This window comes from Chachezhania antarctica (assembly GCF_003646465.1).
Lineage (GTDB): Bacteria > Pseudomonadota > Alphaproteobacteria > Rhodobacterales > Rhodobacteraceae > Chachezhania > Chachezhania antarctica.
Genome location: NZ_QZEX01000014.1, coordinates 28708 through 53857, shown reverse-complemented (window position 1 = coordinate 53857; position 25150 = coordinate 28708). Strand labels below are relative to the sequence as shown.

Below are 25150 nucleotides of genomic sequence, written 5' to 3'. Positions count from 1 at the left end.
CGGGCGATGGGAAAGGAGCACAGGATGTGCCAGGTTTGTTGCAGCGCCCCGGCGCCCGATGCGGGACACGATGTCTGCCTGTGCGGCGCGCCGCAGACTCAGGCCGGCTTTCGGCGGATCGAGGCGGATCTGAACCGTCGCCAGATGCTGGGCGGTCTTGGCGCCGTGATGGGGATGTTTGCGGGCTTCGGGCTGACCCCGGGCGAAGTCCGCGCCCAGACGGCCCAGCCACCGACGGTCCTGGCCAACCTGCGGTATTTCGACGGACATACGCTGGAGATCCTGGCCGGTCGGGACATCGTCGTCCGGGATGGCCGGATCGAGGCGCTGGTCCCCGCCGGCACCGTGCCCGAGGGCGCGCGGGTGATCGATTGCGGCGGCCGGACCGTGATCCCCGGGCTGATCGATGCCCATTGGCACGCGACGCTGTGCGGCGTGACCGAGCAGGTCGCGATGATGGGCGACATCAACTTCGTGCAGCTTGTCGCGGGCCAGCAGGCCGGGGCGACACTGCTGCGCGGCTTCACCACCGTGCGCGATGTCGGAGGGCCCAGCTTCGGTCTGAAACAGGCAATCGACCGGGGCGTGATCCGGGGGCCGCGGATCTTCCCGTCGGGCGCGATGATCTCCCAGACCGGCGGGCACGGCGATTTCCGGCTTCTCAGCGCATTGCCGCGAATGCCGTCGACACCGGCCGACCGGGCCGAGAAGGAAGGCGTGGCCGTCCTGGCGGATGGGAACGACATGGTTCTGCGCCGCACGCGCGAACAGCTGATGAAGGGCGCAAGCCAGGTCAAGATCATGGCCGGGGGCGGGGTGACATCGCTTTACGATCCGCTGGATAGCGTGCAGTTCTTCGAGGAGGAGATGCGCACCGCCGTCAGGGCCGCCGCGGACTGGGGGACCTATGTCTGCGCCCATGTCTATACCTCGGAAGGCATTCAGCGGTGTCTGCGCGCCGGCGTGAAATCCATCGAACACGGGCAGCTGGCCGACGAGGAAACGGCGCGCATGATGGCCGATGCCGGCGCATGGTGGAGCATCCAGCCCTTCCTGAACGACGAGGACGCGAACCCCAAGACCGATCCGTCCGCGCGGGCCAAGCAGATCCGGGTTCAGGACGGCACGGTATCGGCCTTCGAGATGGGCCGCCAGCACGGCGTGCGCATGGCGTTCGGCACCGATATCCTGATGAACCCGAAGGGCACGGCCACGCAGGGCCGCCAATTGTCGAAACTGGCCCGCTTCATGTCCCCGCTGGAGGCGTTGCGCATGGCGACGGGAGATGCGGGCGATTTGTTGGCCTTGTCGGGGGAACGCGCGCCCTATGCGGGCCCGCTGGGCGTGATCGCGCCGGGCGCACTGGCAGATCTGCTTGTCGTCGATGAAGATCCGGAAACCGGGCTCGACTGGCTGGGCCAGCCCGAGGAGTCGCTGGCGCTGATCATGAAGGACGGGATGGTGGTCAGGGATAACCTGTAACAACCGCCTGACGCGCGCAGGAACGGCCCCGGATCCGGGCCGACCGGCGTTGTCAGAGTTTCTGGTCGCCCACCGTCTCGGTCTGCCGGCTTTCGCGCATCATCAGAAGCGCGCCCGTCAGGAAGCAGAACGCGCCCAGCCACAGATGAACATTGGCGAGGTTGATCAGCCACTCCGGGTCCGTGCCCTTCGGGATGAAGGAAACGATCCCGGCAATCATGAAGAAGATGCAACCCAGCAGGTTGATGAACACGATCTTCCAGTCGAGATCCCCAGGTTTCCACGACCAGTAGCCGTGGCTTGTCTCCATGAACGCCAGGTAGCCCGAGACAAGGAACAGGACCGAGCCGATGAAGCCCGGAAGCCAGATCGTCAGGTCCTGCTGGTACCAGCCCGAGACCGGATCGATCGCGTCGAACGTATTGAAGTTGAAGGCGATGGTGCCCAGGAACTGCGCGAACGTGCTGATCCAGCCCAGGCTGTTCGTTTCCCAGCCGACAATGGATATCCGATCAGGCCGCGCCGGCGAGGAGGACGAGAAGTCCCCCGCGTTCGCCGCCTGGAAGTTCTGCAGGAACCCGGCAATCGTGAAAGGGATCGACCCCATGAAGAAGATGATGGCGATCTGCACAGCGCTCAGCGGGTTCGGGGTCAGCGACAGCGTCGCCCCCAGCATGAACAGCAGCGAGCCAATGGAAAAGCTGAGCCCCGTCCACCAGTTATAGGCCGGCTTCTGCCAGAACGCGGCGACCTGATCCGGGTGCTGCAACAGGCCCTTGCGGTGCTGGCGCGCGCGCCAGTGCACCAGACGGCCTTGATGCAGGTAGCTGCGGAAGGTGACGAAGGGGCCAACGCCCCGTTCCGTCAGCCCCTGCGCGTCATGTCCTTCGAAGGGCCGGTTCATGGCCGGCCCCCGATCTTTTCATGCAGCGCATGCATCAGTGGTGGAAGCCCGACGCGTCGTCTTCCGACAGCGACGTCTTCCGGGGATGGGCCTCGACATGCTCCAGCGCGCTTTTCATGTCGTCGATCAGCAGGGCACACAGGTCGCGGCTGACCCCGTTGCGCACAAGGATCCGCTGGATCGCGCGGTCTTCGCAATTGGCCGGCAGCGTATAGGCCGGGACCTGCCAGCCCCGCACGCGCAGCCGGTCGGCCAGGTCGAACAGGGTAAAGCCCGGATCGGTGCCTTCCTTGATCTGCCAGGACACGGCCGGGATCCCGCGCGCCCGGTCGCCGTCGAAGACGATCTCGAACGGGCCCAGCTTGGCGATCTCTTCCGCCAGGAAGGCCGAGGTGTCGTAGCAGGCGCCGTGGACCTTTTCGTACCCTTCGCGGCCAAGGCGCAGGAAGTTGTAGTACTGGCACACGATCTGCCCGCCGGGGCGCGAGAAGTTGAGCGCGATGTCCTTCATGTTGCCGCCCAGGTAGTTGACCCAGAAGATCATGCTTTCCGGCAGATCCGCTTCCTCGCGCCACATGACCCAGCCCACGCCCAGCGGCGCCAGCCCGAACTTGTGGCCCGATGCGTTGATCGACCGCACGCGCGGAAGGCGGAAATCCCATTCCAGATCCGGCGCGCAGAACGGCGCAAGGAACCCGCCCGAGGCGCCATCGACGTGGATCGGGATGTCCAGCCCGGTGTCCTTTTCGAACTGGTCCAGCGCCTCGCTGATGGCCTTCACGGGTTCGTATTCGCCGGTGAACGTCACGCCCAGCGTGGGTACGACGCCGATGGTGTTCTCGTCGCAGTATTTCAGCGCCTCTTCCGGCGTCATCAGCAGGCGGCCGTCTTCCATCGGGATCTCGCGATGTTCGACATCCCAGTAGCGGGTGAACTTGTGCCAGCACACCTGCACCGGGCCGGTGACGATGTTCGGCTTGTCGATGGGCTTGCCGTCGGCCTTGCGCTTCGTTTCCCAGCGGCGTTTCATGGCCAGCCCGCCCAGCATCGCGGCCTCGCTCGACCCGGTGGTCGAACAGCCGGTGGCGGGGCCGTCGGGCGCGTTCCACAGATCGGCCAGCATCCGCACGCAGCGCGCCTCGATCTCGGCGGTCTGGGGATATTCGTCCTTGTCGATCATGTTCTTGTCGATGCAGGCATCCATCAGCTCGTGGATTTCCGGCTCTTCCCAGGTCTGGCAGAAGGTGGCCAGGTTCTGGCGCGCATTGCCGTCCAGCATCAGTTCGTCCCGCACGGCCGAAAAGACGCGCCGCGGGTTGTTCTCGGTCGCGGGAAAGATGGATTTCGGAAGAGCCTGCGCCAGCGTGTGCGAGCCGTAGATCTCGTCGTTCTCGTTGTCGATGCAGTCAGTCATGTTGCCTCTCAAGCGTTTTGCACAATCCTCCGGCCGCCATGTGGCGGCGGCCGGAACTGGTCACGTCATTTCGCGCGTCAGGCGGCCTTGGCCGTCTTCAGCGTTTCGGTCGCATCGCCCGACAGGCCGTCGAGATGGGTCACCGGCATGACGCAGACGCCCCCGGCCTGGGCCAGGGCGGGCAGATCGAAGCTGGCGTAGTTCAGGCTGCGATAGGTCCGCAGGTAGAACCGCTTGCGGTCCAGGTCCGACAGGTTCGTCCAGCAGGTGTATTCGGTCGCGTAGGTCTCATCTTCCGATTGCGAGAGGCCGGCCACTTCCAGGTGCCCGCCACCTTCCGTGGGATAGTCGATCGTCACGCCGCGAGGGCGGTCGAAGTTGTTCATCACATGGGCCAGCGTCATCACCGCAAGATCGGGGCTGTCGGCCTTTTCGGTGTAGTGCGCATAGTAGGCCGCGCGCACGAACCGGCCGACCGAGGTGTTCGATGCCGGAAGGCCTGCCGTCGCGATCCCGGAATCCGGCTGCGAGGCCTGGTAGCTGCCGAAGGTGCCGCTGGATTTGTCGACATTCGTCAGGAACGTGTAATTGTCGAGGTTCGTCAGGTGCCACGAAAATTCGGGACCGTTGGTCATGACACCCACGGGGTTGTCGTAGGTGGTCATCACGCCCTTGTTGAATTCGATGACAAAGGATGCGCCGGACGCGTCGTGCACAACATAGTGGAACGGCGATTCCACGCCGCCCAGCAGGGTCAGCGCCTCGAGCAGCACGGGCTGGCTGGCGAGCGCGTCCTTAACCTCGGCCACGGTGGCGAACTGCCCCAGCGCCCACGACCCCAAGTCCGAGGCCGAGAGAACCGCCTGTGTCGCGTCCACCTTGGACGTCGCGCCGCCGGCGGTCGGGTAGGACAGAAGGCTGAAGGTCAGGCCCTGATCGTTCATGCCTTCCAGCACCTTGAGATCGGGATAGCCCAGCGGCGCCTCGGCGGTCGGCATGCGGCCGGGCATCGTCACCGCCAGAACGCCGTAGACGGACGTGTACTCAAGCGGGGCGTGTCCTTCGAGATGCGACGAAAACGGAAGACCGGCCGGAAAGAAGACAAGCTGGTACGGCAGGTCCGAGGTCAGTTCCAGCGTCCGGCCGAAATAGGCCCTGTTGGCGGCATCGAGGTAAACGAGCGAGGTACACATACGGCTTCCTTCTTGTCTTCAGGCAAATGTATTATGTCAATATTACAGCTGTTTAAGATCCTACGGGGACATGGCTGGCAAAAGAAGCCATCTCTGCCACCATTACCCCGGATTTCGGGGGTTACTCTAGGTCAACCTGTTCTGGTCATGCGGTGGCCCCCAGGTCGCGGTCGATCTCCGCCAGCCTGAGCGTCGTTGACCGGGGCACGTCCCTGCTGAACCGGATCTCGCGCCAGAGGGTCTCAACTTCCTGGCGAATCGCGTCGTACCTGGCCAGGGTTTCGGCGCTTGCCCGTTCGCGCCGGGGTTCGAAGCTGGCCATCGAAAGCTTCTCCTTCATGTCTTGAACGATCCTGAGAACGGCAGCGGACTCTTCGGTTTCGGCAAGGCGTTCGTCGGCCGGTTTCCCAGACAGTCTTTGCAGACGCGCGACCGCGTCGCCCAGCGTTTCGCGGATCTCTCCCACGATGCTGGCGGGCCAGAACTGGGTGAAGATGACGTAGATCACGACGATGCCCAGCAGGATGCCCATGATCCGGTCACCGGCCTGCGAGAATTCGAAGCTGGGCCCGAACCCGTTCAGCGTGGTCAGAAGGAAGGCCAGCGCGATCTGGACACCGCAATAGGAAATCCGTTCGGGGCCTGTCGAGACCCAGGCCCCGATCATGACGGCGCAGAACACGAGGACCATGAGCGCCCCGACAGAGGTGATCACGGGCATGACGAACAGCAGTGCCGCGCATCCCAGGGCGGCGCCGACAAGGCAGCCGACAATGCGCAGCGTCAGCTTGCGCACCGTTTCCCCGGTGGTGCCCAGTGCCGCCACGTAGCAGGTGATCAGGGCGGTGTGGATGCCGTCCCACTGGATGCCGGTATAGATCAGGTAGCATATCATCGCCGCAAGCGACGTCTTCAGGGCGTATCGCTGGTGCGTGGGGTTGGTAAAGGCATCTGCGGCCAGCAGGGGGGTAGACGCCGGGCTGGGAGTGCCGCCACCGTCGGGCCGGGACAGGCCGGCCAGCGCGCTCCGGATCTCGCCTGCGGCATCGCCTGAGGACGCTGTTTCCGACACCTCGGGCAGGTCCTTGCGCCGGATCCGGTCCGCGGCGGCGCGGATACTGGCGGCAAGTTCGGCCCGTTCGCCCCGCGAAATGGCCTCGGCGGGTGCCTGCGCGGCCAGCAGCAGCCGGTAGCTGGTATCGATGGCCCCGTTCAGCCAGGTCGACTGCGCCTTGGGCACAAGATGCAGCAGCCGTACCAAAAGCATCGACTGAAGCGATGGATCGTTGCCTTCGGCCAGAAGCTCCTGCAGCACCTGATCGCTGCCCCGGTCTTCCAGCGCGTCGGCCGCGGCGGTCAGGCGCGAGACGACAAGGTTGCGCGCATGGGTCTGCGGCGGAATGCCGAACAACAGGTTGAACAGCACCATCAGCGCCATCGGCATGCATGCCATCTTCCACGCGGCCATGAGGCCCTTGTCCGCGATTTCCCCGATCGGGACATCGGTGACCAACGTCATGATGAAGGCCACGATCAGCCCGACAATGGCCGCCTGTTCGCCAAGGGGTGTGGTCGAGCTGAGAAACAGGAAGACGTAGGAGGCCCCGAACATGATCGCCAGTCGCAGCACCGGGCTGTCGATGCTGGCATTGATGATCGGGATCATCACGAACAGCACGAAGGTTGCCAGGCCGATCAGGCCGATGCCCATCAGGCAATTCATCAGCGCGTCGGGTTTCATCAGGAAGATCACGAGATAGCAGCTGATCGCGGCTTCCGGGATCCTGAATGTCATCGCCGTGCCGGTGACGAGCGCGCACAGAAGCGCAACCCGCCATGTCTGCCCGAACCGGCCTTCGAAAGGCTGCAGATCGATCCACGCCTGACCGATCAGTCGGGACAGCGGCGAGTCAGCAGTCATTGTTGCCCTGATGCACGGTGACGACAGCCGATGCGCCGACCCGCATGAGATCGGCCGGCGGGTCGATCAGGTGCACCCGGACCGGGAACCGCTGCTGGACCCGCACCCAGTCCAGCGATTTGGGGACGATGGGCAGCGCAAAGGGCAGATCGATCAGGTCCTTCGAGCTGACGCCCCATCCGACGCTGTCGACCACGCCGGTGATCTTCTGCTTGCTGTCCGACAGAACGAAGACCGATGCACAGTCGCCCGCCGAAATGTTCGACAGCACGGTTTCGGTGTAGTTCGCATCGACGTGCCAGTGATCGGTACGGATCAGCGAAAACATCGGCGTGGCTGCCAGGGTGACGTTGCCTTCGGACACCGTCAGCCCGACGATCCGGCCGTCATGGGGCGCCCGCAGGACGGTTTGCTCCAGTTCGTATTCCGCGATGGACAATGCGGCCTGTCGGGCGCGGATCAGTGCTTCGGCGCCGACCTCGTCACCGACCAGCGCATCGGCCGCCTCGAGCTGGCGTTCTGCTTCGCGCAGGCTGACCTCTGCCCCCAGTTTCAGGGTGCGCGCGTCATCGACCTGTTGCTTGGACACGAAGCCGCGGTCTTCCATCGGCAGCAGGCGCTCCAGAGAGTTCGTAGCCAGCGCGAGGTTCGCTTCTGCACGTTCGACCTGATCGGCGGCGATCGCGGCATTTGCCGTTTCGGCCTGGATACTGCGCGACTGGTCATTCGCGGCGGCCCTGGCGATTTCAAGATCCGCCCGCGTCTGTTCGACGGCCAGCCGGTAGGGGGCATCTTCGATCTCGACAAGGATGTCGCCCTTCTTCACGACGCCGTTTTCCTGCACATGCAACGCCGTGATGCGGCCCGGCACGCTGGTCGCCATCTGGATGACTTCAGCGCCTACCGCGGCGTCGTCCGACAAGGGGTTGAGCCGCGCCTGTCGCAGGCTTTGCTGTGTCAGCACCACCGCCGACGCGACGATGGCAACGCTGACAAGGGCACCGATGAGAGCGGTCGTCCGGGTGATTTTCATGTCGGTCAAAACTCAGCGTCCAAAGAAGAAAAACGAGATCAGGCAGGTCAGCGACAGGGCCATGGCGAAGTAGACCGGCACACGCCACCGCAGGATGTCGTCGATGCCGATCACCACGAAGACGGTCCGCACCACGACGGTCAGGATGATGGCCGCGAACAAGCTGATCAGCCAGAAGGGGAAGTAGCTGCCGAACATCGCGATGGACGGGGCGACGGTGGACCCCAAGTGCGGAAGAAGATCGAACATTGTCTGGCCCGTCCTGGCTACATTGCGGTGGTGAGTCCCAGCATCGACGTTGTGATGCCGAAGTAAAGGATAAGACCGGTCAGATCGACGATCGTGGTCAGCGCCGGCCCGGACACCACGGCAGGGTCCAGCCGCAAGCTCACCGCGCCCAGGGGCAGGACCGCGCCGATCAGCGTGGCGCTGACGACCTGCACCGCCAGCGCGATGCCGATGGCCAGCGCGATCTGGTTCAGCGACAGGCCCAATGGCACATCCGCCGGGTTCGAGATCAGGATCACCTTGAGATAGGCGAAGAGGAACAGGCACGCCGCCATCATCAGCGACACCCGGGTTTCGCGCCACAGCACCATCCCGGAATCCCTTATCGTGCTGGTCCCGCAACTGATTGCGCGGGTGACCAGGCTGGCCGACTGGGTGCCCACGTTGCCGCCGGTATCGGCGACCATCGGCATGTAGAGCGCAAGGATCACCAGTGCATCGAGCGCATCTTCGTAGACATGCACGACATAGCCCGCCACAAGGCCCGCCACCGCCAGCAACAGAACCCACGGCGCCCGGCGACGGAAGTCGGCCCAGATCGACATGGCGCCGTAATCGTCTTCGTGCGTGCCGACCAGTCCGGCCATGTCCTGCACGTCGACCTCGGCCTTGCCCAGCAGATGCCGGTGGGCACGCCGCGCCTCGACGACACCAACAAGGTGTCCGGTATTGTCCAGAACCGGCAGGATCGAGAGATCCCGGCTCAGCACGGCATTTGCGGTTTGTTCGGCCGTCCACTCGGCCCGTGCGTACGGCATGTCGTGTTGCATGACCGCGTCCACCATCGCCCCGGACGGTGCGGCCAGACAGGCCCGCAGGCTGATGACACCGGCAAGCCTGTCCTCGTCATCCACGACACATATGGCGGCCTCGCCTCCGGCATCCGAGATAATATCGGCCGCGGCGTCGCATGTCATGTCACGGTGAACGCGGACAGGGGCGCGAACGGCAATATCGAGCGCACTGCCCGTGTCCGTCGTGAACGCAGTGTTAGGCATTTTTGTGTCTCCGCCCGTCAGGGTCAGGGGTTCAGGCCGAAGTACCTGGTCGCCATGTCCTGCACTTCACCGTCCTGCCGGGCGCCGACGATCTCGACCGTGATCGGCTTTCGCAGGTCGCTTCCCTGAGGCAGGGCAAACGCGTATTTCTCGGGGTTGAATACCGCGCCGACAACCGTAAGCGGCTGGTCGGAATTGCGCTTCGTATAGTATTCCAGCACCGGCTTGTCGCCGATGATGGCCTGGATTTCACCGTTCAACAGCGCCTGGGTCGACGCCCGGATTCCGGAAAAGGAGATGGTGGTGATCCCGTTCGCTTCGGCAAACTCTTCGGCGCTGCTGCCTTCCGAGACACCGACATACAGACCCGGCAGGTCCATGACGCTGCGAATGTCATTCTTGATCGACAGCGTCGTCATGACCGATGTCACCGTCGAGGTGACGAAGGCCACCACCATCACGCCGCAGACCAGCCAAAGCCCCTGCCACATTCGCCCAAGCCAGCCGAACAGGTTCTTGCGCTTGGGCGGCTTGCCCGAGGTGGCGACGGTCATGACCGTGTAGAAGCTTTCGGCGAACCCGTCCTGAAACTTCTCGGGGAAGTCCTTGTCGTACTTGCGGTCGAAGAAAGTGAATGCAAGCGAGGCCACGAGAAGCGCGAAGGCCAGCCAGGCATAGGCCCGCAGGAAACCGGAATCCCGGAGCCCGACAAACAGTTTCTGCAAGGTCGAGCCACGGTCGTCACTGACCATGATCCGAAGCCCGGAATCGTACCATGGCTGGCTGAAGTCGATCCGTTCTGCCCGTGCTTCCGTCACGGTCAGATTGGTGACGGCCACGTCGACTTCGGCCGCCGCCGTTGCGTCGATCATGCTGCGAATGGTCTCGAATTCCTGGTATTCGAACTGATACCCCAGTTCTCGTGCCACCTTTTCCCACAGGTCGATCGCAAGACCGCTGTTTTGGCCATTTTCGATCATGACGAAAGGCGGGCTGTCGTGAACCGCGATCCGAAGCGGCTCGGTCTGCTCGGCCTCCTGCGCCGCGACGGGGGAGGCAAGGCCCGCGACAGCGATCAGGAGAGCGGCGAACATTTCGGTCAAGCGGAATGCACGGAGGCAGGAAACAGGTGAGAAAATCATTGTCTGAAATCAGTCCAATTGTAATCGGGTCCGGAACCCCGGCTTCGATCCGGGGTCAGGGAAAGGCGGAAATGGTTATGAAGGCGCCGAAGATGACCAGGTGAATCCCGCCCTGCATGATTGTCGTGCGGCCCATCGCCAGCGACAGGGTGCTTATCAGAAGGGTGAGAACCAGCAGCACGATATGTTCGGCTTCCAGCCCCAGGACCAGGTGCCGCCCCATCGCGACCGAGATCAGAGCAACCACCGGGATCGTCAGGCACAGGCTGGCCAGGGCGGACCCGAGCGCCAGGTTCAGACTGGTCTGGAGCCGGTTGCCCATCGCTGCCCGGATCGAGGCTATGCCTTCGGGCATCAGGACGATCAGCGCGATCACCACGCCGACGAAGGCTGGGGGCAGACCTGCCAGCTCGATCTGGTCCCGCACCGGATCTGCCAGCATTTCGGCCAGCAACACGACCGAGATCAGCGAAAGGGGAAGGGCCATGACCGACACCAGCAGCGTCCGGCCTGAAACCGGCGCGTGGTGCGTCGCGTCATCGTCGATCATGTCCACGAATTCCGCCCTGTGGGAGAACATCTGGACGAAGAGAAACAGCGCATAGAGCAGGAGCGACACGACCGCGACGAAGATCAGTTGTGCCGGGGCATAGATCGGGCCGGGAATGGCCTGCGTGAAGTTGGGAAGGACAAGCCCCAGAACGGACAACGTGCCCAGCACCCCCAGCGCAGCCGTGGCGCTGCGGGCGTGAAACTCCTGCGAATGGAATTTCAGGCCGCCGATCAGAAGGCACAGCCCGACGATGCCGTTCAGCACGATCATGAGCGCCGCGAACACCGTGTCGCGGGCGACGGCGCTGTCGCCCTCGGCGTCGGCCAGCAACATCGAAACGATCAGCGATACTTCGATCAGGGTGACGGACAGGGCGAGAAGGAGCGAGCCGTAAGGCTGCCCGATCCTGTGGGCAATCGCTTCGGCATGATGCACGGCGACGAAGACCGACAGGAACAGAAGCGGCACGGCAACCAAGTATAGCACCGCAGGCGTTCGGTCATGAAAAACGGTTTCGATCAGGCCGAAGATCAGAAGGCCGGCCAAAGGCGCGATCAGTGTCAACAAGGCGTGCCGGAAGGTCTTGCTGTCGGACGGGACCAAAGCGGTGGCACTGCTCTCGGAACCGGTCATGCCTGAACCCTTTTCACGATGCTGCCCCCAAGAGACTCCGCCGGCGTTCGCGGTACCGAATTGGCTGCAGCCGGTGCCAGACATGATCGCGAAAGGATCGGCACACTAAGAACCTTGGCACTCGGGGCTCCCCGTAGAACCCACCATTCGCGCTTATGTAGAGGTGCTTAACGTGATTTCTCTCCTTAGTTCAAGCAATTCGGAAAGAAACTCTAGCTGGCCGAAGGCAGGTGCGATCAATGGCGTGATCCCGCCCCGGCGTTCACAACGGCGGACCGGCCGGTCCGCCCGCTGCCAGGGCTTCTGAACGTGCAGGCGACGCCGAAGGCGAAGCTGTTCGCGTCATTGGCCTGATCCAGGATCTCGGTGCCCCGTGAAACCCACAGAACTTGAGATCCGGCGCATGGTTCCCTAGGGTCGGCAAGATTTACTGTCACGACAGCCATCGGGAGCCCTTCATGCCGACGATCGCAACCATCCGTACGCCCGGGCCCGGGCTTCTTGGCCAGAACCTGATCCCCTCGACCTGGGGCGACGCCATGGAGGCGCTGCTGCGCGGGCAGGCCGTGACGGAGAACGCACAGAAGATCGAGGTTTTCAGCGCTTGGTCGGGCGTCACGGTTACCCTGTCGGGGCAGTTCACGTTCCGGGGCGAGGATGTGTCGGGGCGGATCGCGGGCATGACTCTCAGCCACGGCGGCGCGGCCTACCAGGAATGGCAGGTCGGCTGGAGCGTCGCTGCGCTCAGCGCGGTGGCGGGGGCCTACGGGGATGGCGACATGACCGCCTTTCCCGACTTCATCGCCGGCCAGAAGGTGAAATACCGGATCCCGAACAATGTCGAGGCCGGCTTCGACTTCAGCGGCACCGATCATGCGGATCATGTCGTCGCCCGAAGCGGCGCCAGGATATTCGCCCAGGACGGGGCCGATCGGATCGTCTTCAAGTCAGGCCCCTACGACGCGCAGGACTGGGTCATGGTGGATGCGGGGCGCGGCAGCGACTTCGTGAGCGCCGCCGGCGGCCGCAACGGTCCGGATGGCGCGACGCTTTGGGGCAGGGGCGGCGCGGACACGCTCCACGGCTCGAAGGGCGATGACGAGATCGACGGCGCCCGTGGCCGGGACGAGCTGAAGGGCGGCAAGGGCAATGATGACCTGACCGGCGGGGCGGGGCGCGATTCCCTGAACGGCCAGCGCGGCGCCGACGTCCTCTCGGGCGGGAAGGGCGCCGACGTCCTGCGCGGCGGCGGCGGTCCGGACGAACTCTCCGGCGGGAAGGGGAACGACCGGCTGCACGGGGGTGGCGGTCCCGACATGCTGTATGGCGGGGCTCACGACGACAAGATGTTCGGCGGCGGCCACGCCGACGATTTGAGCGGGTCGTTCGGCAATGACCTCCTGAAGGGCGGTCGGGGTGGCGATACCCTGACAGGCAGGAAGGGTCGCGACCGACTTGACGGGCAAGGCGGCAACGACGTGCTTGAGGGCGGGGCGGGCCGCGACCGGCTTTTCGGTGGACGCGGCGACGACCGGCTCGAGGCGGGCAACGGTGTGCGCGACCGGCTGGTCGGCGGAAAAGGGGATGACAAGCTGAACGCAGAGGGGCGTGGCGCGATCCTGCGTGGCGGTGCCGACGACGATACCCTTGGTGCCGACGGGCCCCGCGCTCTGCTGAAAGGTGGCGCCGGCGACGATTCCCTCGGTGCCGAAGGGCGCAGCGCCGTGCTGAAAGGCGGTGCGGGCGCCGACGACCTGTTCGCCGCGAAAGCCGGCGCGCGGCTTTTCGGCGGCCGCGGGGCGGATGAACTCTATATCGCCGACGGACCGGGCCTGCTGAAGGGCGGCCGCGGCCGCGACGAGCTGCGCGGGGCCGGCACGCTCGACGGTGGCGGTGGCGCCGACAAGATCGAATTGGTGGACGAAGGCCGGGCGACCGGCGGACGCGGCGACGACCAGCTGACCTTCGATGCGGCCAGACCCGCCAAGGCCCCGAAAATCAAGACGGCGATCCTCGAGGGTGGCAACGGCGACGACGTGCTGAAGGTAAGCAACGGTCGCGAGGTCGACGACCCGGTTCAGCTGATCGGGGGGCGCGGGAACGACACGTTGATCGGCGATTACCATGTGACGCGGGATCATTTCGATTTTTCCCGCCTGAGCGAGACCGAACCGGTGAAGCCCGGCGACGGCTTCGGCCACGACCGTATCGAAACGTTCAGGATGGAACTGGAGATGGCGTACGACCGCACGGTAGTCGATGGCACCGATGGCCCGGTGCGCGTCGAGGCGACCACATACGACCGGATCCTTCTGCCCGGCCGCGATCATTCGATGGTCTACAACCAGGACCGCGATGCCATCATCATTTCGGCGTGGGACGCGCTCCCCGAAAATCCCGAGGACGATCCCGCCGTTCTCCTGGGCACGGTCGAGGTGGGACTCAGGGATTCGGCGATCCGGGCGAACCATGTTGGTGTAACAGATCTGAACGACGCCCCCGGTGCACTCGTGCGATCCTTCATCGACGGCTACAAGTTCGGGCTGGGCTCTGCCATCATCCAGAACGGTTACGATCCGCTCGACATGGTCGGGTAGGCGGGCGTTGGTAGCGCGTCACGCGCGCCGCAAGCTCCAATGGATCTTCGGTCGCGACGGTTCGGAAAAAGCGCGCTGCGGCTGCGGCATCAATACGGACGGCATGCCTTGGAGCCGCGCCGCCCACGTCAGGTCAGTCGCGATGTTGCCCCGGACCAGATCCCGGGCCAGATGGTGTCGGAACGTTCGACCATGCGTGTCGGGCCGCTCGCAGACGGCACGGCCCGCAGACACCATCCTTGCAAGACAGTGCCCTTGGCGCAAAGCCGCGGCGGGGCGACCGAAACGCAAGACGGGCCAGGGAACGACCCCGGCCCGTCAGGTATTGCCTGCCCTCGATGTCAGGCGAAGAGGAAGCCCTGATCCTCTGCGAAGGTCAGGAACGAAACCTCGTCGGTGGGGTGATAGGTCTCGCTGTCATGTGACGTGTCCTCCTGGATGCGGATTGTCGTGTTGTCCAGATCCTGGCGGACGATGGCGGTGTTCTTGCCGCCGATCTCGGTGATCTGGGCAAAGTCGACAGCCTCTTCCAGCGTGATCGCGTCATCGTTCAGATCGAATTGCCCGGTCCTGAAGTCGAAGAAATCGCCGTTCTCGATTGCGACCCAGCCGATGGTCTCGACCATGTGGCCGTCGGTCCGGCTTTCGGATTCCGCCATCGCGACCTCGAAACCGTCCGCGTTCACATCATCGACCCGGGTGGTGACCATGTGGCTGCCGTTGACCGTGTTGGTCGAGGCGAAGACCGCCGTGTCACGGCCCGACAGCGCGCCTTCGAAATCGACATCCGCAAAGCCGCCCTGGAACCGCGTCATGTAGACTTCGTCGGTATCGATGGTCCCGGCCTCGATCACGGCGCCGTTGGTCAGTTCGTGACGTCCCGCTTCGACGACCATGAAGTTCACCGTTTCCGGTGAATGGTGGCCGTCGGCGCCCTCCTGCTCCTGGAGCGCGATCTCGAAGCTGTCGCCGTCGACATTGCGTATCCGGGTCTCGACGAATGTCCCGCCGTTCTCGCTGGCGATGTAGGCGATCACGGCCGGGTTCTCGTAGTCGTGCTCAAGCGTGACGGTCTGGTAGCTGTCGGTGGCCGTGAAGCTGCCATGTTCGCCGACCACCTGCTTGATGGCATCCACCGTCTCGTCAAAGCTCAGCGTCTGACCCGCGAACTCGAACTGCTCCACGTCGTTGCCGATGGTGAACTGGGCCCCGTCGCTGGTCTGGATGTGGAGGGCACCGTTGCCTTGGGTGACGGTCAGATCCTCCAGTGCCACGTCGAAGACGGCCTTGTCCTGCCCGGCCCCGCCCGAGATGGTCGCGGATTGTGTTGCTGCGGTGGCAACAGGCGCCCCACCCTGACCCGACGCGGTGGAGGTGAAGCGGAACGTGTCGTTGCCGTTGCCGCCGGTATAGGTGTCGATGCCGCTGTCTTCGCTGCGGCGGATCTCGAACGTGTCAGCGCCCGCCCCGCCCGAAACAATGTCGTTGCCTGCGCCACCCGACAGGATGTCGTTACCGTCACCGCCGAAGATTTCGTCGTCGCCATCGCCGCCCGACAGCGTATCGTCGCCGTCGAACCCCTGGATCAGGTCATCGCCGCCGCCGCCGTAGATCACGTTCTCGCCGTCGGTGCCGAAGATCCTGTCGCGGAAATCCGAACCAGTGGTGTTCTCGATGCTGATCAGATCGGCGAACTTGATGTGCTTGTGCTGGTTCTTGCCGAACTTCGGATTGTACACGTAATGCACTTCAATTTCTTCGTCCTGAAGAAAGACGTCGTATTCCCGGAAGGAATTCCGCCCGCTCGCCAGATCGGTTGTCAGCCCCGCAAGGACAACGGTGTCCGACCCTTCGCCGCCGTCGTAGGTTTCATCGAAGCCAAAGTTGAATTCCACCTTGAGCAGGTCGTCCCCGGCGCCGCCAGACAGCGTGTCGTTTCCGGCGCCACCATCAAGGTAATCGTCCCCGTCGCCACCGTTCAGGATGTCGTTCCCGGTTCCGCCGATCAGGGTGTCGTTGCCGTCTTCCCCGTTCAGCGCGTCGTTTCCGGCGCCGCCCAGCAGGGCGTCCGCGCCGGTACCCCCGTCAAGAACATCGTCGCCTTTGCCGCCCAGCAGGGTATCGTCGGCGCCGTTGCCGTCGAGATCGTCGTTCCCGCTCCGGCCTTCGATGATGTTGTCCCAGTCGTTCCCGTTGACGACGTCATCGCCCTGCGTCGCGATCAGGTTCTCGATCCCGGAGTTGGTTTCGAAGCCGATGCCCAAGAAGCTGTCGGGATCGTTGCGGATGCCGTTGACGTTCACGTCCTTGTTGTTCCCGCCCATGTGCAGGATGAGAACGTTCTCGCGCGCCGAGTAGTCGGCGGTGTCGATGCCGTCGCCCATGTGGACATTGGCGAACGCATTGCCGACTTGGGCGAAGTCGTCGCCCTTGCCGGTGCGATAATCCTGCACGACGCCCGCGGTGTGCGGACCGGCCGACGCGTCGACCACATCGTCGCCTTCGCCGGTCTCGATCATGGCCGAGAAGCCTGAATTCACGGTCACCCGGTCATCGCCCGCGCCGGTATCGATGGTGGGCTTGTCGTCGATCACGCTGCCGTTTTGCGTTGCAAGATCCACGATGTCTGCGCCGCCGCCGGTTGCGATATAGGTAAAGCCGTCGGCGAAGCTGCCGCGCAGCGTGTCGGCCTGTTCGGTCAGGTACAGCTCCTCGAACCCGGTGATCGAAAGCGTGGCCGTCGCGTCCTGACCATCGGCGATAGTGCCGCCGAAATCGACGCCCGGGCCGGTGTCCCGGCCCAGCTTCACACCGCCCGCGATCTGGCTCAGGTCGAGCACATCGTGCCCTGCACCGCCGAAGGTGAAGTGCTGCGCATCTTCCACCGCGCCGACCGCGCCTGAAATCGTCAGCCGGTCGTCGTCGTCCCCAAGGAAGTACTGGAACTGGTTGCCGAGTTTCGCGTCGATGATGTCATCCCCCGCTGCGGTCGAGATAGCGCGGCCCGCGACGCCTTCGCCGGTGATCACCGTATCGTCGCCCGCGCCGGTCGACACACCGCCCAGCACATTTGCCATGCGGATCGTGTCATTGCCCGCGCCGGTGTCGATCTGTTCGACATCCACCATCTCGTATTCGTCGATCCCGTTGAACGATCCGTCGGTCATGTCGACGTCCAGATCTTCGGTCAGGTGTGTGAAGGACACCGTGTCGAAACCGTCGCCGCCATCGATCTTGTCGAAATCGAATGCGCCGCCGGCGTCGCGGTTCAGCGATCCGATGAACGTGTCGTCACCGCCCAGCCCGATCAGCACGTCGCGCCCCCGGCCACCGTCGAGAATGTCGTTGCCTTCGCCGCCGTTCAGCACGTCGTCACCGGCGCGGCCCAGCAGCGTGTCATCGCCATTGTTGCCGATGATCGCGTTGTCGCCCGCCGTGCCGCGCAGATTGTCGTCGCCATTGCCGCCCAGCACGTTTTCGAAATCGCGGACCGCGACGTCGAAATCCTCGGCCGACGGGAAGAGCGCCTTGACCTGATCCGCGAACGGGAACACGCCGGGCTGGTCGTCAGGGTGCACCACGACCTGGAACCGGATGACGAGGTCTTCCAGGAACGTCCCGTGCGTGGCGTACCATTGCGCCAGCGGTGTCGTCACGGCCTCGGCCAGCGCGGTGTCGAGCCGGCTGACCTGGAAGGTCTCCCCCGCATCCACCAGCCGCTGACGGACGGCATCGGCGATCACGCCGGCCATCTGGCGGTGAGAGCTTGCTTCCTGGATGTTCGCGGGCGCGTTTTCCGTCAGGTCGACGTCCCAGCCCTGGTTGGAACCGGCAAACGACAGCGTGTCGACGCCTGCGCCCCCATCGGCGAAGGTAAAGCCCTCCTGCACCTGGATCAGGTCGTTGCCCTCGCCCCCGAGGATCCGGTCGGCGCCCGCGCCGCCGCCGTTCAGGACGTCGTCGCCGCCTAGCCCTTCGATCGTGTTGCCACGCGCGTTGCCGATGATCACGTCGTTGCCTTCGGTGCCGACGGCGTCTTCTTCATGTGCCGCCAGTTGCCGGACGTTGAAGGCCTGCTGCTCGGTCAGCTGGCTGTCGCCGAAGCGGAAATTCTCGACCTGGACGAAGGTGTTCGTGCCCTCGTAGGCCTTGCCGTCGACGGGTCGCGTGTTCCAGACCTGCAGCTTGCCGTCCTCGGTCGCGCCGAAGGTGTAGGCGCCGACCAGCCCGTGGAAGACGGCAAAGTCCTCTCCCGCGCCGCCGGTCACGAAATCGTCGCCCGCGCCCATGATGAACACGTCCGACCCGGCGCCGCCGTCGATGGTGGCATTGCCCGCATCGTCGATCACGATGTCGTCGCCGTCGCCCATGGTGATGTCGATCGCGCCGTATGTCCCGGTGTCCGCGTCGAAGCTTTCGACCATCTTCACGTTGCCGGTGAAGGCGCCTTCATCGTCCGACACGGCCGCGTCGTCGCGCAGGCCGTTGACCATGCCGTCCAGCGCCGTGGTGAAATCGTCGCTGAGCGAGACATGCCCGGCCAGTTGCGCCATCACGAACTTGGCGAATTCCTTGGCCTCGGCCGATGCGTCGATGAAGCTTTCGTCGTCGTTGTCCGCGCCGGTCTCGTCCGACTGGAACGTGACGCCGTTCTGAATCGCCTCGACCGCCTTGTCGCCGATCAGCCCTTCCATGTAGCCAAGGAACGCGCCGAAATCGGGGCCCAGCTCTTCCAGTTTCGCGCCGATATCGTCCAGCAGGCCCTTGATGCCCGTGGCCCGCAGGATCGGGTTCAGGATCGGGGCCACGACCATGTCGAAGACGAAGCCCACCGCATCCAGCACGCCCGAAATCGGATCCAGCGCCACGTTGACAATATCCAGCGGCCCTTCAAGGAACGACAGCTTGTCCTGGATCTGGTCGATCCGGTCGAAGCTGGAATTCACGGCGCCGATCGTGTCGAAGACCGGGCGGAAGACGTCGGTCATGCCCTCGAAGACGGCGCTTTGCTGCACCAGGTACTCGGCCGATTCCAGGGATTCCATGCGCGATTGGGTGAAGCGTTCCAGCTGTTCCGCCGCGGCCAGCAGGCGCGGTGCGCCGCCGGTTTCGGCTTCGGTCGCATCGACGGCCGTTGTCAGGCTGTCCGAGACATCGGTGACGAGCCCGACGCTGTCCTGCACCCGCTCGGCATTCTGGATCGAGGCGATCAGGGGCTCTTCGAAATCGGTGGTGATCTTGTCGATCAGGATGTCCACCATTTCCAGCAGCACATCGGTGTTGTCGGCCACGCTCCCGGCCAGTTCACCGAACTTTTCCAGCGCGCTTTCAAGCGGGTCCAGCGTGTTGCCGAAGGATTTGACGATGGTGCCCAGTCCGCCGCCCAGCTTGCCCAGCAGCTTCAGCGCATCGCGGGTGCTATCGACGACCTCGGCCGCCAGTTCCGCGCCTTCCTGCGCCGGTCCCATGGCACCCAGCACGCTTTTGGTCGCGATCAGCAGCGCCTTGGTGTCCTGCACGTCGCGCAGAAAGGCGTTCAGGCTGCCGCTGTCGGCGCTTGCCGCATTGTCCGGTCCGATCAGGGCGCCAATCCCGTTGCCAAGTTCCGCCGACTGTTCTTTGAGGTCATTCGTCATTGGTTCCATCCCGCTGAAGGTCACTGAATCTCTGCCCCCATCGGGCAGTCACATCGCTTCGTCGGGACGAGTCCGAGAATGGTTCAAAATTTTTTTTGGGACGGTCCCGGGGCTTTGTCAGGTTGTCACTATCTTCGCAGCGGAGAAGCTCAGCGCGATGTTCGATATCGACGACAGGCCCCGGATCAAGGGCTTCCGTTTCCCGCGGGGGGTGACTGGCTACGCTGTATGGGCCTGCCATCGTTTCGCACCGAGCCTGCGGGATGTGGGAGATCGCTTGGCGGAGCGCGGCGTGACGGTTTCGTATGAAACCATCCGGAACCGGGTCGTCCCGTGTCGTTAATCACGTTCATGGCGCGATTTCCTTGGCGGTTGCAACCGCCCCTTGGGTGGGTGTCCGTTCGTCCGGAGATTGATCACCTTCCGATTTCTGTTGTTTCGATGCCACGACCCCTGGCGGGAGAGTTCACAAATGCGTGAACTGACTCTTAAACTGGTATACCAAGTGCCTTGGGTGCAAAGGACGCAGGCTGTTTCTCTTGCCCCACTCAGGGGTCTTGTTATTTACAACAGCCAAAGACCGATTTCAAAAAAGGCGAGGCAATGACCGACGGGGGAAACCTACTTCTGATCATCGCGCTGCTGCCGTTTCTCGGCGCACTGGTTCCAGGCGTGATGATCCGGGCGGGGCGGAATGCCTGCGCGAGTTTCGCGGCCGTGCCGACCGCGCTGGCGCTGGCGATGCTGCTTGTCCATGCGCCGACCGTCATGTCGGGCGGGGTGATACAGACCCAGGTCGAATGGCTTCCGCAACTGGGCCTGTCGGCCAGCTTCTTCCTGGACGGGCTTGGCTTCCTGTTTGCCTGCATGATCCTGGGTGTCGGGCTGCTGATCATCCTCTATGCGCGGTTCTACCTGTCGGGCGATGATCCGATGGGGCAGTTCTATACCTATCTGCTGCTCTTCCAGGGCGCGATGCTGGGGATCGTTCTTTCCGACAACATCCTGCTTTTGCTGATCTTCTGGGAGCTCACCTCGCTGTCGTCCTTTCTCCTGATCGGATACTGGAAGCACCTGCCCGAAGGCCGTCAGGGCGCGCGCATGGCGCTGGCGGTGACCGGTGCAGGCGGCCTGGCGATGATCGGGGGGATGCTGATCCTTGGCAATATCGTCGGCAGCTACAACCTGACCGACATCCTTCAGCATGGGGATCTGATCCGGTCTTCGGACTGGTATCTGCCCGCGCTGATCCTGATCCTTCTGGGAGCATTCACCAAGTCTGCGCAGTTCCCGTTCCACTTCTGGCTTCCCCACGCCATGGCTGCACCGACGCCGGTTTCGGCCTACCTGCACTCTGCCACGATGGTGAAGGCAGGTATCTTCCTGATGGCCCGGATGTGGCCCGTCCTGTCCGGGACCGAGGCGTGGTTCTACATCGTCGCGACCGTGGGTCTGATCACCATGGTGATGGGGGCGTGCATTGCCATCTTCCGGAATGACCTGAAGGCCCTCCTGGCCTTTTCGACCGTCAGTCACCTGGGCTTCATCACCTTCCTGCTGGGTCTTGGCACGGATATCGCCGCCACCACGGCCGTGTTCCACATCATCAACCACCTGACCTTCAAAGCCGCGCTTTTCATGAGCGCGGGGATCATCGATCACGAGGCGCATACCCGCGACATCCGTCGCCTTGGGGGGTTGCGCAAGCTGATGCCCATCACCTTCGTGATCAGCGCCTTGGCCGCCCTGTCAATGGCCGGCATCCCGCTGACGAACGGCTACCTGACCAAGGAACTGATGCTGGAAGAAGCCGCCCATACCATCTGGGCTGGTAATCACTACATCGTTCCGATCGTGGCGACGCTGGGGGCCCTTCTTTCGGCGGCCTATTCGTTCCGCTTCATCGGCCATGTCTTCTTCGGTCCCGTGCGCGACGACTATCCGCACAAACCGCACGACCCCGGCTTCGGCATGTGGGCCTCGCCCGCGTTTCTGGTGGTGCTGGTCATGCTGATCGGGCTGTTTCCCTTCATCGCGGAACCCATCGTCGACGTCGCCGCAAGCGCCGTGACCGGTACAAGCATCCATGCCCACCTGAAGATCTGGCACGGTATCACGCCGGCGCTCTACATGTCCGCAACAGCCGTGGTCGGGGGTCTGATCCTGCTGGCGCTCTATGCCCCGCTGAACCGGATCTGGACCGCACTGCCGCGCCCCGAGGCCAAGGTCATCTTCGACGGTTTGGTCGAAGGGGTCGCGGCCCTGTCCCGGCGCATTACCGAGGGCCTGCACAACGGCGCAATGAGCCGCTATCTTGCGATCTTTGTCATTGCCACCGTCCTGCTTGGCTTCGCGGCCTGGCAGGGGGGCGGGCTGAGCCAGGTCAACCGCCCGATCCTGCCGATCCCGCCGGTCGCCTACGTCGCCTGGGCACTCCTGGTTGGGGGAACGCTTTCGGTCGTCCTGCTGCATCGCCAGAGGTTCCGGGCGCTGGTCGTCATCGGGGTCGTGGGTTTGATGGTCTCTGCGGCCTTCATCTACCTCTCGGCCCCTGATCTGGCGCTGACTCAGATCTCGGTCGAGACCGTGACGATCATGCTTCTTCTGCTGGCCCTGCACTACATGCCAAAGGATTCGCCCGTTGAAAGCAGCGTGTTCAGGCGCAGCCGCGATGCGGTGATCGCCGTCGCCGCGGGGACGGGCGTGGGCCTTCTGTCCTATGCGTTCATGCGCCGCGATATCAGCACGATTTCGGAGTACTTTCTGGCCAATTCCTACAAGGGCGGCGGCGGGACCAACGTGGTCAACGTGATCCTCGTGGACTTCCGTGGCTACGATACCTACGGCGAGATCATCGTGCTGGGTGTTGCCGGCCTGATCATCTTTGCGCTGATGGAGGCGCTTCTGTCCGGGCCTGCGGGCCGACGCCTGCGCAACATGGACCTTTCCAGAAACCTCTCCCGGGACCGTCACCCGCTGATGATGGTGGTCAGCACACGGATCATGCTTCCCATCGTCACGATGGTCGGCGTCTATATCTTCCTGCGCGGTCATAATCAGCCGGGCGGCGGGTTTGTCGCCGGGCTGGTCATCGCCATCGCATTGCTGATGCAATACATGGCCTCCGGCTTTGCATGGACACAGGCCCGTCAACGTTACGAATATCACGCGATGATCGGGTTCGGCGTGGTGATCGCCGGGATTACAGGCTGTGCCGCCTTCTTCTGGGGCTTGCCCTTCCTGACCAGCACGTTCGGCTATGTCCACTGGGAGCCGATCGAGGAATTCGAGCTTGCCTCGGCCATGGCGTTCGATCTTGGCGTGTTCCTGACCGTGCTGGGGGCCGTCATGCTGATGCTCTACAGCCTGTCGCGGATCGCCCGTCACGCCGGAGAGACCGTGAACACCGAACCAATGGATTACGACCCATCGCTCCGGGTCCGCAAGAACAGGGAGGAGGGCTGACATGGAGATCGTCATTGCAAGCTCCATCGCCACGCTGACCGCAGGGGGGATCTACCTGATCCTGCGCCTGCGGGCCTTCCCCGTGATCCTGGGCCTGGCGCTGCTGTCCTATGCGGTGAACCTGTTCATCTTCTCGTCCGGCGGGCTGACAATCGACCAACCGCCGATCCTCGATCCCTACGGTTCGAAGGGTTACACCGATCCGCTGCCGCAAGCGCTGGTGCTGACCGCCATCGTGATTTCCTTCGGGATGACGGCTGTGCTGGTCATGGTGTCCCTTGGGGCGTACCTGGAACGCGGGAACGACAAGATCGACATCGACGAAGGCGAAGCCCTGATCGGGGAGGGTGACGCAGAATGAACTGGATCATCGCTCCCGTCCTGCTGCCTGCCTTGCTGGCGCCGATGATCGGCTACGTCATGCGGCACGATATCACCCTTGCACGCATCGCCTCTGTCGCCGGCACCTTGCTGCTGGCGGCCATCGCAACCGGGCTTCTGATTTCTGCCAGCGGCGGAGAGACTGAGGTCTACTACCTTGGCGACTGGGCCGCGCCCTTCGGGATCGTACTGGTTCTGGACCGGCTCTCGGCGCTAATGGTCTTCATCACGTCCATACTCGCCGTCATCGTCGTGATCCACGCGGTCGCGACAGGCTGGGACAATCGCGGGCGGCATTTCCATGCGCTGTTCCAGTTCCAGCTCATGGGAATCTGCGGTGCATTCCTGACCGGGGATGCCTTCAACCTGTTTGTCTTCTTCGAAGTCCTGCTGATCGCGTCCTACGGGTTGATGATCCATTCGGGCGGCAAGGAACGGCTGCAGGCCGGGCTGCAATACGTGGTGATGAACCTTGCCGGCTCCACCCTGTTCCTCTTCGCGCTCGGCACGCTCTATGCGTCTGTCGGTACGCTCAACATTGCTGACCTGGCTATGCGCATTGCCGAGATCCCGCCAGAGGAAGCCGGGCTGGTACGCGTGGCCGGCATGCTGCTGCTGATCGTCTTTGCCATCAAGGCCGCGATCTTCCCGCTGCAATTCTGGCTGCCGGCGAGCTACGCCAATGCGCCCGCGCCGGTGGCCGCGCTCTTCGCCATCATGACCAAGGTCGGGGCTTACGCGATCATCCGGTTCGGCACTGTGATCTTCGGGTCTGACACAGCCGCGACCGAGGGCATGATCGGAGAATGGCTGTTCCCGGCCGCGATCGTCACCATCGCCATCGGGGCCATCGGCGTGCTGGGCGCGCGCCGGCTGATGCCGCTTGCCGGCTTCTCTGTCATTGGGTCCATGGGTACGTTGATGGTCGCCGTGGCCGTCTTCACGCCGCAGGCGACGACGGCGGCACTATACTATCTGGTCCATTCGACCTTCGCTGCTGCAGCCCTTTTCCTGGTGGCCGATCTCGTGATCACGCGCCGTGGAAGCGATAACCTGCTGGCCATGCCCGTCACCGTACAGAACGGGCTTTTCGCGGCCCTTTTCTTCGGCGCGGCCATCGCCGTGGCCGGGATGCCGCCGCTCAGCGGTTTCCTGGGCAAGCTTCTGGTGCTGGACAGCCTGCGCCAGCCCGAACTTATCGGGTGGGCCTGGACCGCCGTGCTTGCCGGGTCGCTTCTGACGATCGTGGGCTTTGCCCGGGCGGGCAGCATGCTGTTCTGGAAATCCACGGCGGTCGCAGCCGAGGACCTGCCAGAAGAAGGTACGCCAGAGCCCATGCCCACCGCGCGCCCGATGGAGATCGCACCGGCGATCACCGCCCTTGTGCTTCTCGGGTTGCTTTCCGTCCTCGCCGGGCCGGTGGTGACCTACATGGAAGGAACCTCGATGCAGATGTTCGACCGGTCCGAGTACATCGGTGCGGTCCTGGGAACCGGAGAGGAAGGCTGAC

15 protein-coding genes and 1 pseudogene are annotated in these 25150 nt (G+C 63.9%); 6 read left to right on the top strand and 10 right to left on the bottom strand.

Translation table 11 applies throughout. The annotated features are described in order from the left end of the window. The first annotated feature begins 24 nt into the window (after positions 1 to 24). A complete protein-coding gene (locus D4754_RS20620) occupies positions 25 to 1482 on the top strand; it encodes a metal-dependent hydrolase family protein (protein ID WP_121067502.1) in 1458 nt (485 codons plus the stop codon). 52 nt (positions 1483 to 1534) lie between these two features. Here the strand turns inward: D4754_RS20620 and D4754_RS20615 are convergent, their stop codons facing one another. The 9 genes from D4754_RS20615 to D4754_RS20575 all read right to left on the bottom strand — a co-directional run bounded on the left by D4754_RS20615 (position 1535) and on the right by D4754_RS20575 (position 11561). Next, positions 1535 to 2386 carry a hypothetical protein gene (locus tag D4754_RS20615; protein ID WP_121067499.1) on the bottom strand — a complete coding sequence of 284 codons (852 nt, stop codon included), beginning with the start codon at positions 2384 to 2386 and terminating at the stop codon, positions 1535 to 1537. 34 nt (positions 2387 to 2420) lie between these two features. After that, positions 2421 to 3800: a glutamate decarboxylase gene (gene gad / locus D4754_RS20610; RefSeq protein WP_121067496.1), complete on the bottom strand. Its 1380-nt coding sequence runs from the start codon at positions 3798 to 3800 to the stop codon at positions 2421 to 2423. 77 nt (positions 3801 to 3877) lie between these two features. Then, positions 3878 to 4993 carry a linear amide C-N hydrolase gene (locus D4754_RS20605; RefSeq protein ID WP_121067493.1) on the bottom strand — a complete coding sequence of 372 codons (1116 nt, stop codon included), beginning with the start codon at positions 4991 to 4993 and terminating at the stop codon, positions 3878 to 3880. Between the two features lie 145 nt (positions 4994 to 5138). Further along, the gene (locus D4754_RS20600; RefSeq protein WP_121067490.1) at positions 5139 to 6914 is read right to left on the bottom strand and encodes an FUSC family protein; all 1776 of its coding nucleotides are present in this window, start codon (positions 6912 to 6914) and stop codon (positions 5139 to 5141) included. Beyond that, positions 6904 to 7947 (bottom strand): multidrug transporter subunit MdtN, encoded by a 1044-nt coding sequence (gene mdtN, locus D4754_RS20595; RefSeq protein ID WP_121067632.1) that lies wholly within the window; start codon positions 7945 to 7947, stop codon positions 6904 to 6906. The genes D4754_RS20600 and mdtN overlap by 11 nt, the downstream gene beginning before the upstream one ends. Positions 7948 to 7959: 12 nt before the next feature. Beyond that, complete coding sequence (locus D4754_RS20590) at positions 7960 to 8196, bottom strand: YtcA family lipoprotein (RefSeq protein WP_121067487.1); 237 nt, start codon at positions 8194 to 8196, stop codon at positions 7960 to 7962. 17 nt (positions 8197 to 8213) lie between these two features. Then, the gene (locus tag D4754_RS20585; RefSeq protein WP_121067484.1) at positions 8214 to 9233 is read right to left on the bottom strand and encodes a magnesium transporter; all 1020 of its coding nucleotides are present in this window, start codon (positions 9231 to 9233) and stop codon (positions 8214 to 8216) included. A 23-nt stretch (positions 9234 to 9256) separates the two neighbouring features. Further along, positions 9257 to 10327 carry a transporter substrate-binding domain-containing protein gene (locus D4754_RS20580; RefSeq protein ID WP_121067481.1) on the bottom strand — a complete coding sequence of 357 codons (1071 nt, stop codon included), beginning with the start codon at positions 10325 to 10327 and terminating at the stop codon, positions 9257 to 9259. 103 nt (positions 10328 to 10430) lie between these two features. After that, a complete protein-coding gene (locus D4754_RS20575) occupies positions 10431 to 11561 on the bottom strand; it encodes a calcium:cation antiporter (protein WP_121067479.1) in 1131 nt (376 codons plus the stop codon). A 458-nt stretch (positions 11562 to 12019) separates the two neighbouring features. On the opposite strand from D4754_RS20575, the gene D4754_RS20570 reads away from it, so the two are divergent. Continuing rightward, a complete protein-coding gene (locus D4754_RS20570) occupies positions 12020 to 14158 on the top strand; it encodes a calcium-binding protein (RefSeq protein ID WP_121067476.1) in 2139 nt (712 codons plus the stop codon). 341 nt (positions 14159 to 14499) lie between these two features. On the opposite strand, the gene D4754_RS20565 is transcribed toward D4754_RS20570, so the two are convergent. Beyond that, positions 14500 to 19794, bottom strand: a complete 5295-nt coding sequence (locus tag D4754_RS20565; protein WP_163026006.1) for a calcium-binding protein — start codon at positions 19792 to 19794, stop codon at positions 14500 to 14502. 157 nt (positions 19795 to 19951) lie between these two features. Between D4754_RS20565 and D4754_RS20560 the strand changes: the two are divergent. The 4 genes and pseudogenes from D4754_RS20560 to D4754_RS20545 all read left to right on the top strand — a co-directional run. Then, positions 19952 to 20113, top strand: a pseudogene (locus tag D4754_RS20560) (IS6 family transposase); the annotation flags it as partial. A 284-nt stretch (positions 20114 to 20397) separates the two neighbouring features. Then, positions 20398 to 23259: a monovalent cation/H+ antiporter subunit A gene (locus tag D4754_RS20555; RefSeq protein WP_121067470.1), complete on the top strand. Its 2862-nt coding sequence runs from the start codon at positions 20398 to 20400 to the stop codon at positions 23257 to 23259. A gap of 1 nt (position 23260) precedes the next feature. Then, on the top strand, positions 23261 to 23620 hold the full coding sequence (locus D4754_RS20550; protein WP_121067467.1) for a Na+/H+ antiporter subunit C: 360 nt from the start codon (positions 23261 to 23263) through the stop codon (positions 23618 to 23620). After that, positions 23617 to 25149: a monovalent cation/H+ antiporter subunit D gene (locus D4754_RS20545; RefSeq protein WP_121067464.1), complete on the top strand. Its 1533-nt coding sequence runs from the start codon at positions 23617 to 23619 to the stop codon at positions 25147 to 25149. Before D4754_RS20550 ends, D4754_RS20545 begins: the two co-directional genes overlap by 4 nt. Position 25150: the final 1 nt, after the last annotated feature.

Bases quoted from the DNA above. Each gene is read 5' to 3' on its own strand.
- gad (WP_121067496.1), bottom strand. From the start codon at position 3,800: ATGACTGACTGCATCGACAACGAGAACGACGAGATCTACGGCTCGCAC.
- D4754_RS20565 (WP_163026006.1), bottom strand. From the start codon at position 19,794: ATGACGAATGACCTCAAAGAACAGTCGGCGGAACTTGGCAACGGGATT.
- D4754_RS20600 (WP_121067490.1), bottom strand. From the start codon at position 6,914: ATGACTGCTGACTCGCCGCTGTCCCGACTGATCGGTCAGGCGTGGATC.
- D4754_RS20620 (WP_121067502.1), top strand. From the start codon at position 25: ATGTGCCAGGTTTGTTGCAGCGCCCCGGCGCCCGATGCGGGACACGAT.
- D4754_RS20575 (WP_121067479.1), bottom strand. From the start codon at position 11,561: ATGACCGGTTCCGAGAGCAGTGCCACCGCTTTGGTCCCGTCCGACAGC.
- D4754_RS20545 (WP_121067464.1), top strand. From the start codon at position 23,617: ATGAACTGGATCATCGCTCCCGTCCTGCTGCCTGCCTTGCTGGCGCCG.
- D4754_RS20570 (WP_121067476.1), top strand. From the start codon at position 12,020: ATGCCGACGATCGCAACCATCCGTACGCCCGGGCCCGGGCTTCTTGGC.
- D4754_RS20580 (WP_121067481.1), bottom strand. From the start codon at position 10,327: ATGTTCGCCGCTCTCCTGATCGCTGTCGCGGGCCTTGCCTCCCCCGTC.
- D4754_RS20585 (WP_121067484.1), bottom strand. From the start codon at position 9,233: ATGCCTAACACTGCGTTCACGACGGACACGGGCAGTGCGCTCGATATT.
- D4754_RS20550 (WP_121067467.1), top strand. From the start codon at position 23,261: ATGGAGATCGTCATTGCAAGCTCCATCGCCACGCTGACCGCAGGGGGG.
- mdtN (WP_121067632.1), bottom strand. From the start codon at position 7,947: ATGAAAATCACCCGGACGACCGCTCTCATCGGTGCCCTTGTCAGCGTT.
- D4754_RS20605 (WP_121067493.1), bottom strand. From the start codon at position 4,993: ATGTGTACCTCGCTCGTTTACCTCGATGCCGCCAACAGGGCCTATTTC.
- D4754_RS20590 (WP_121067487.1), bottom strand. From the start codon at position 8,196: ATGTTCGATCTTCTTCCGCACTTGGGGTCCACCGTCGCCCCGTCCATC.
- D4754_RS20615 (WP_121067499.1), bottom strand. From the start codon at position 2,386: ATGAACCGGCCCTTCGAAGGACATGACGCGCAGGGGCTGACGGAACGG.
- D4754_RS20555 (WP_121067470.1), top strand. From the start codon at position 20,398: ATGACCGACGGGGGAAACCTACTTCTGATCATCGCGCTGCTGCCGTTT.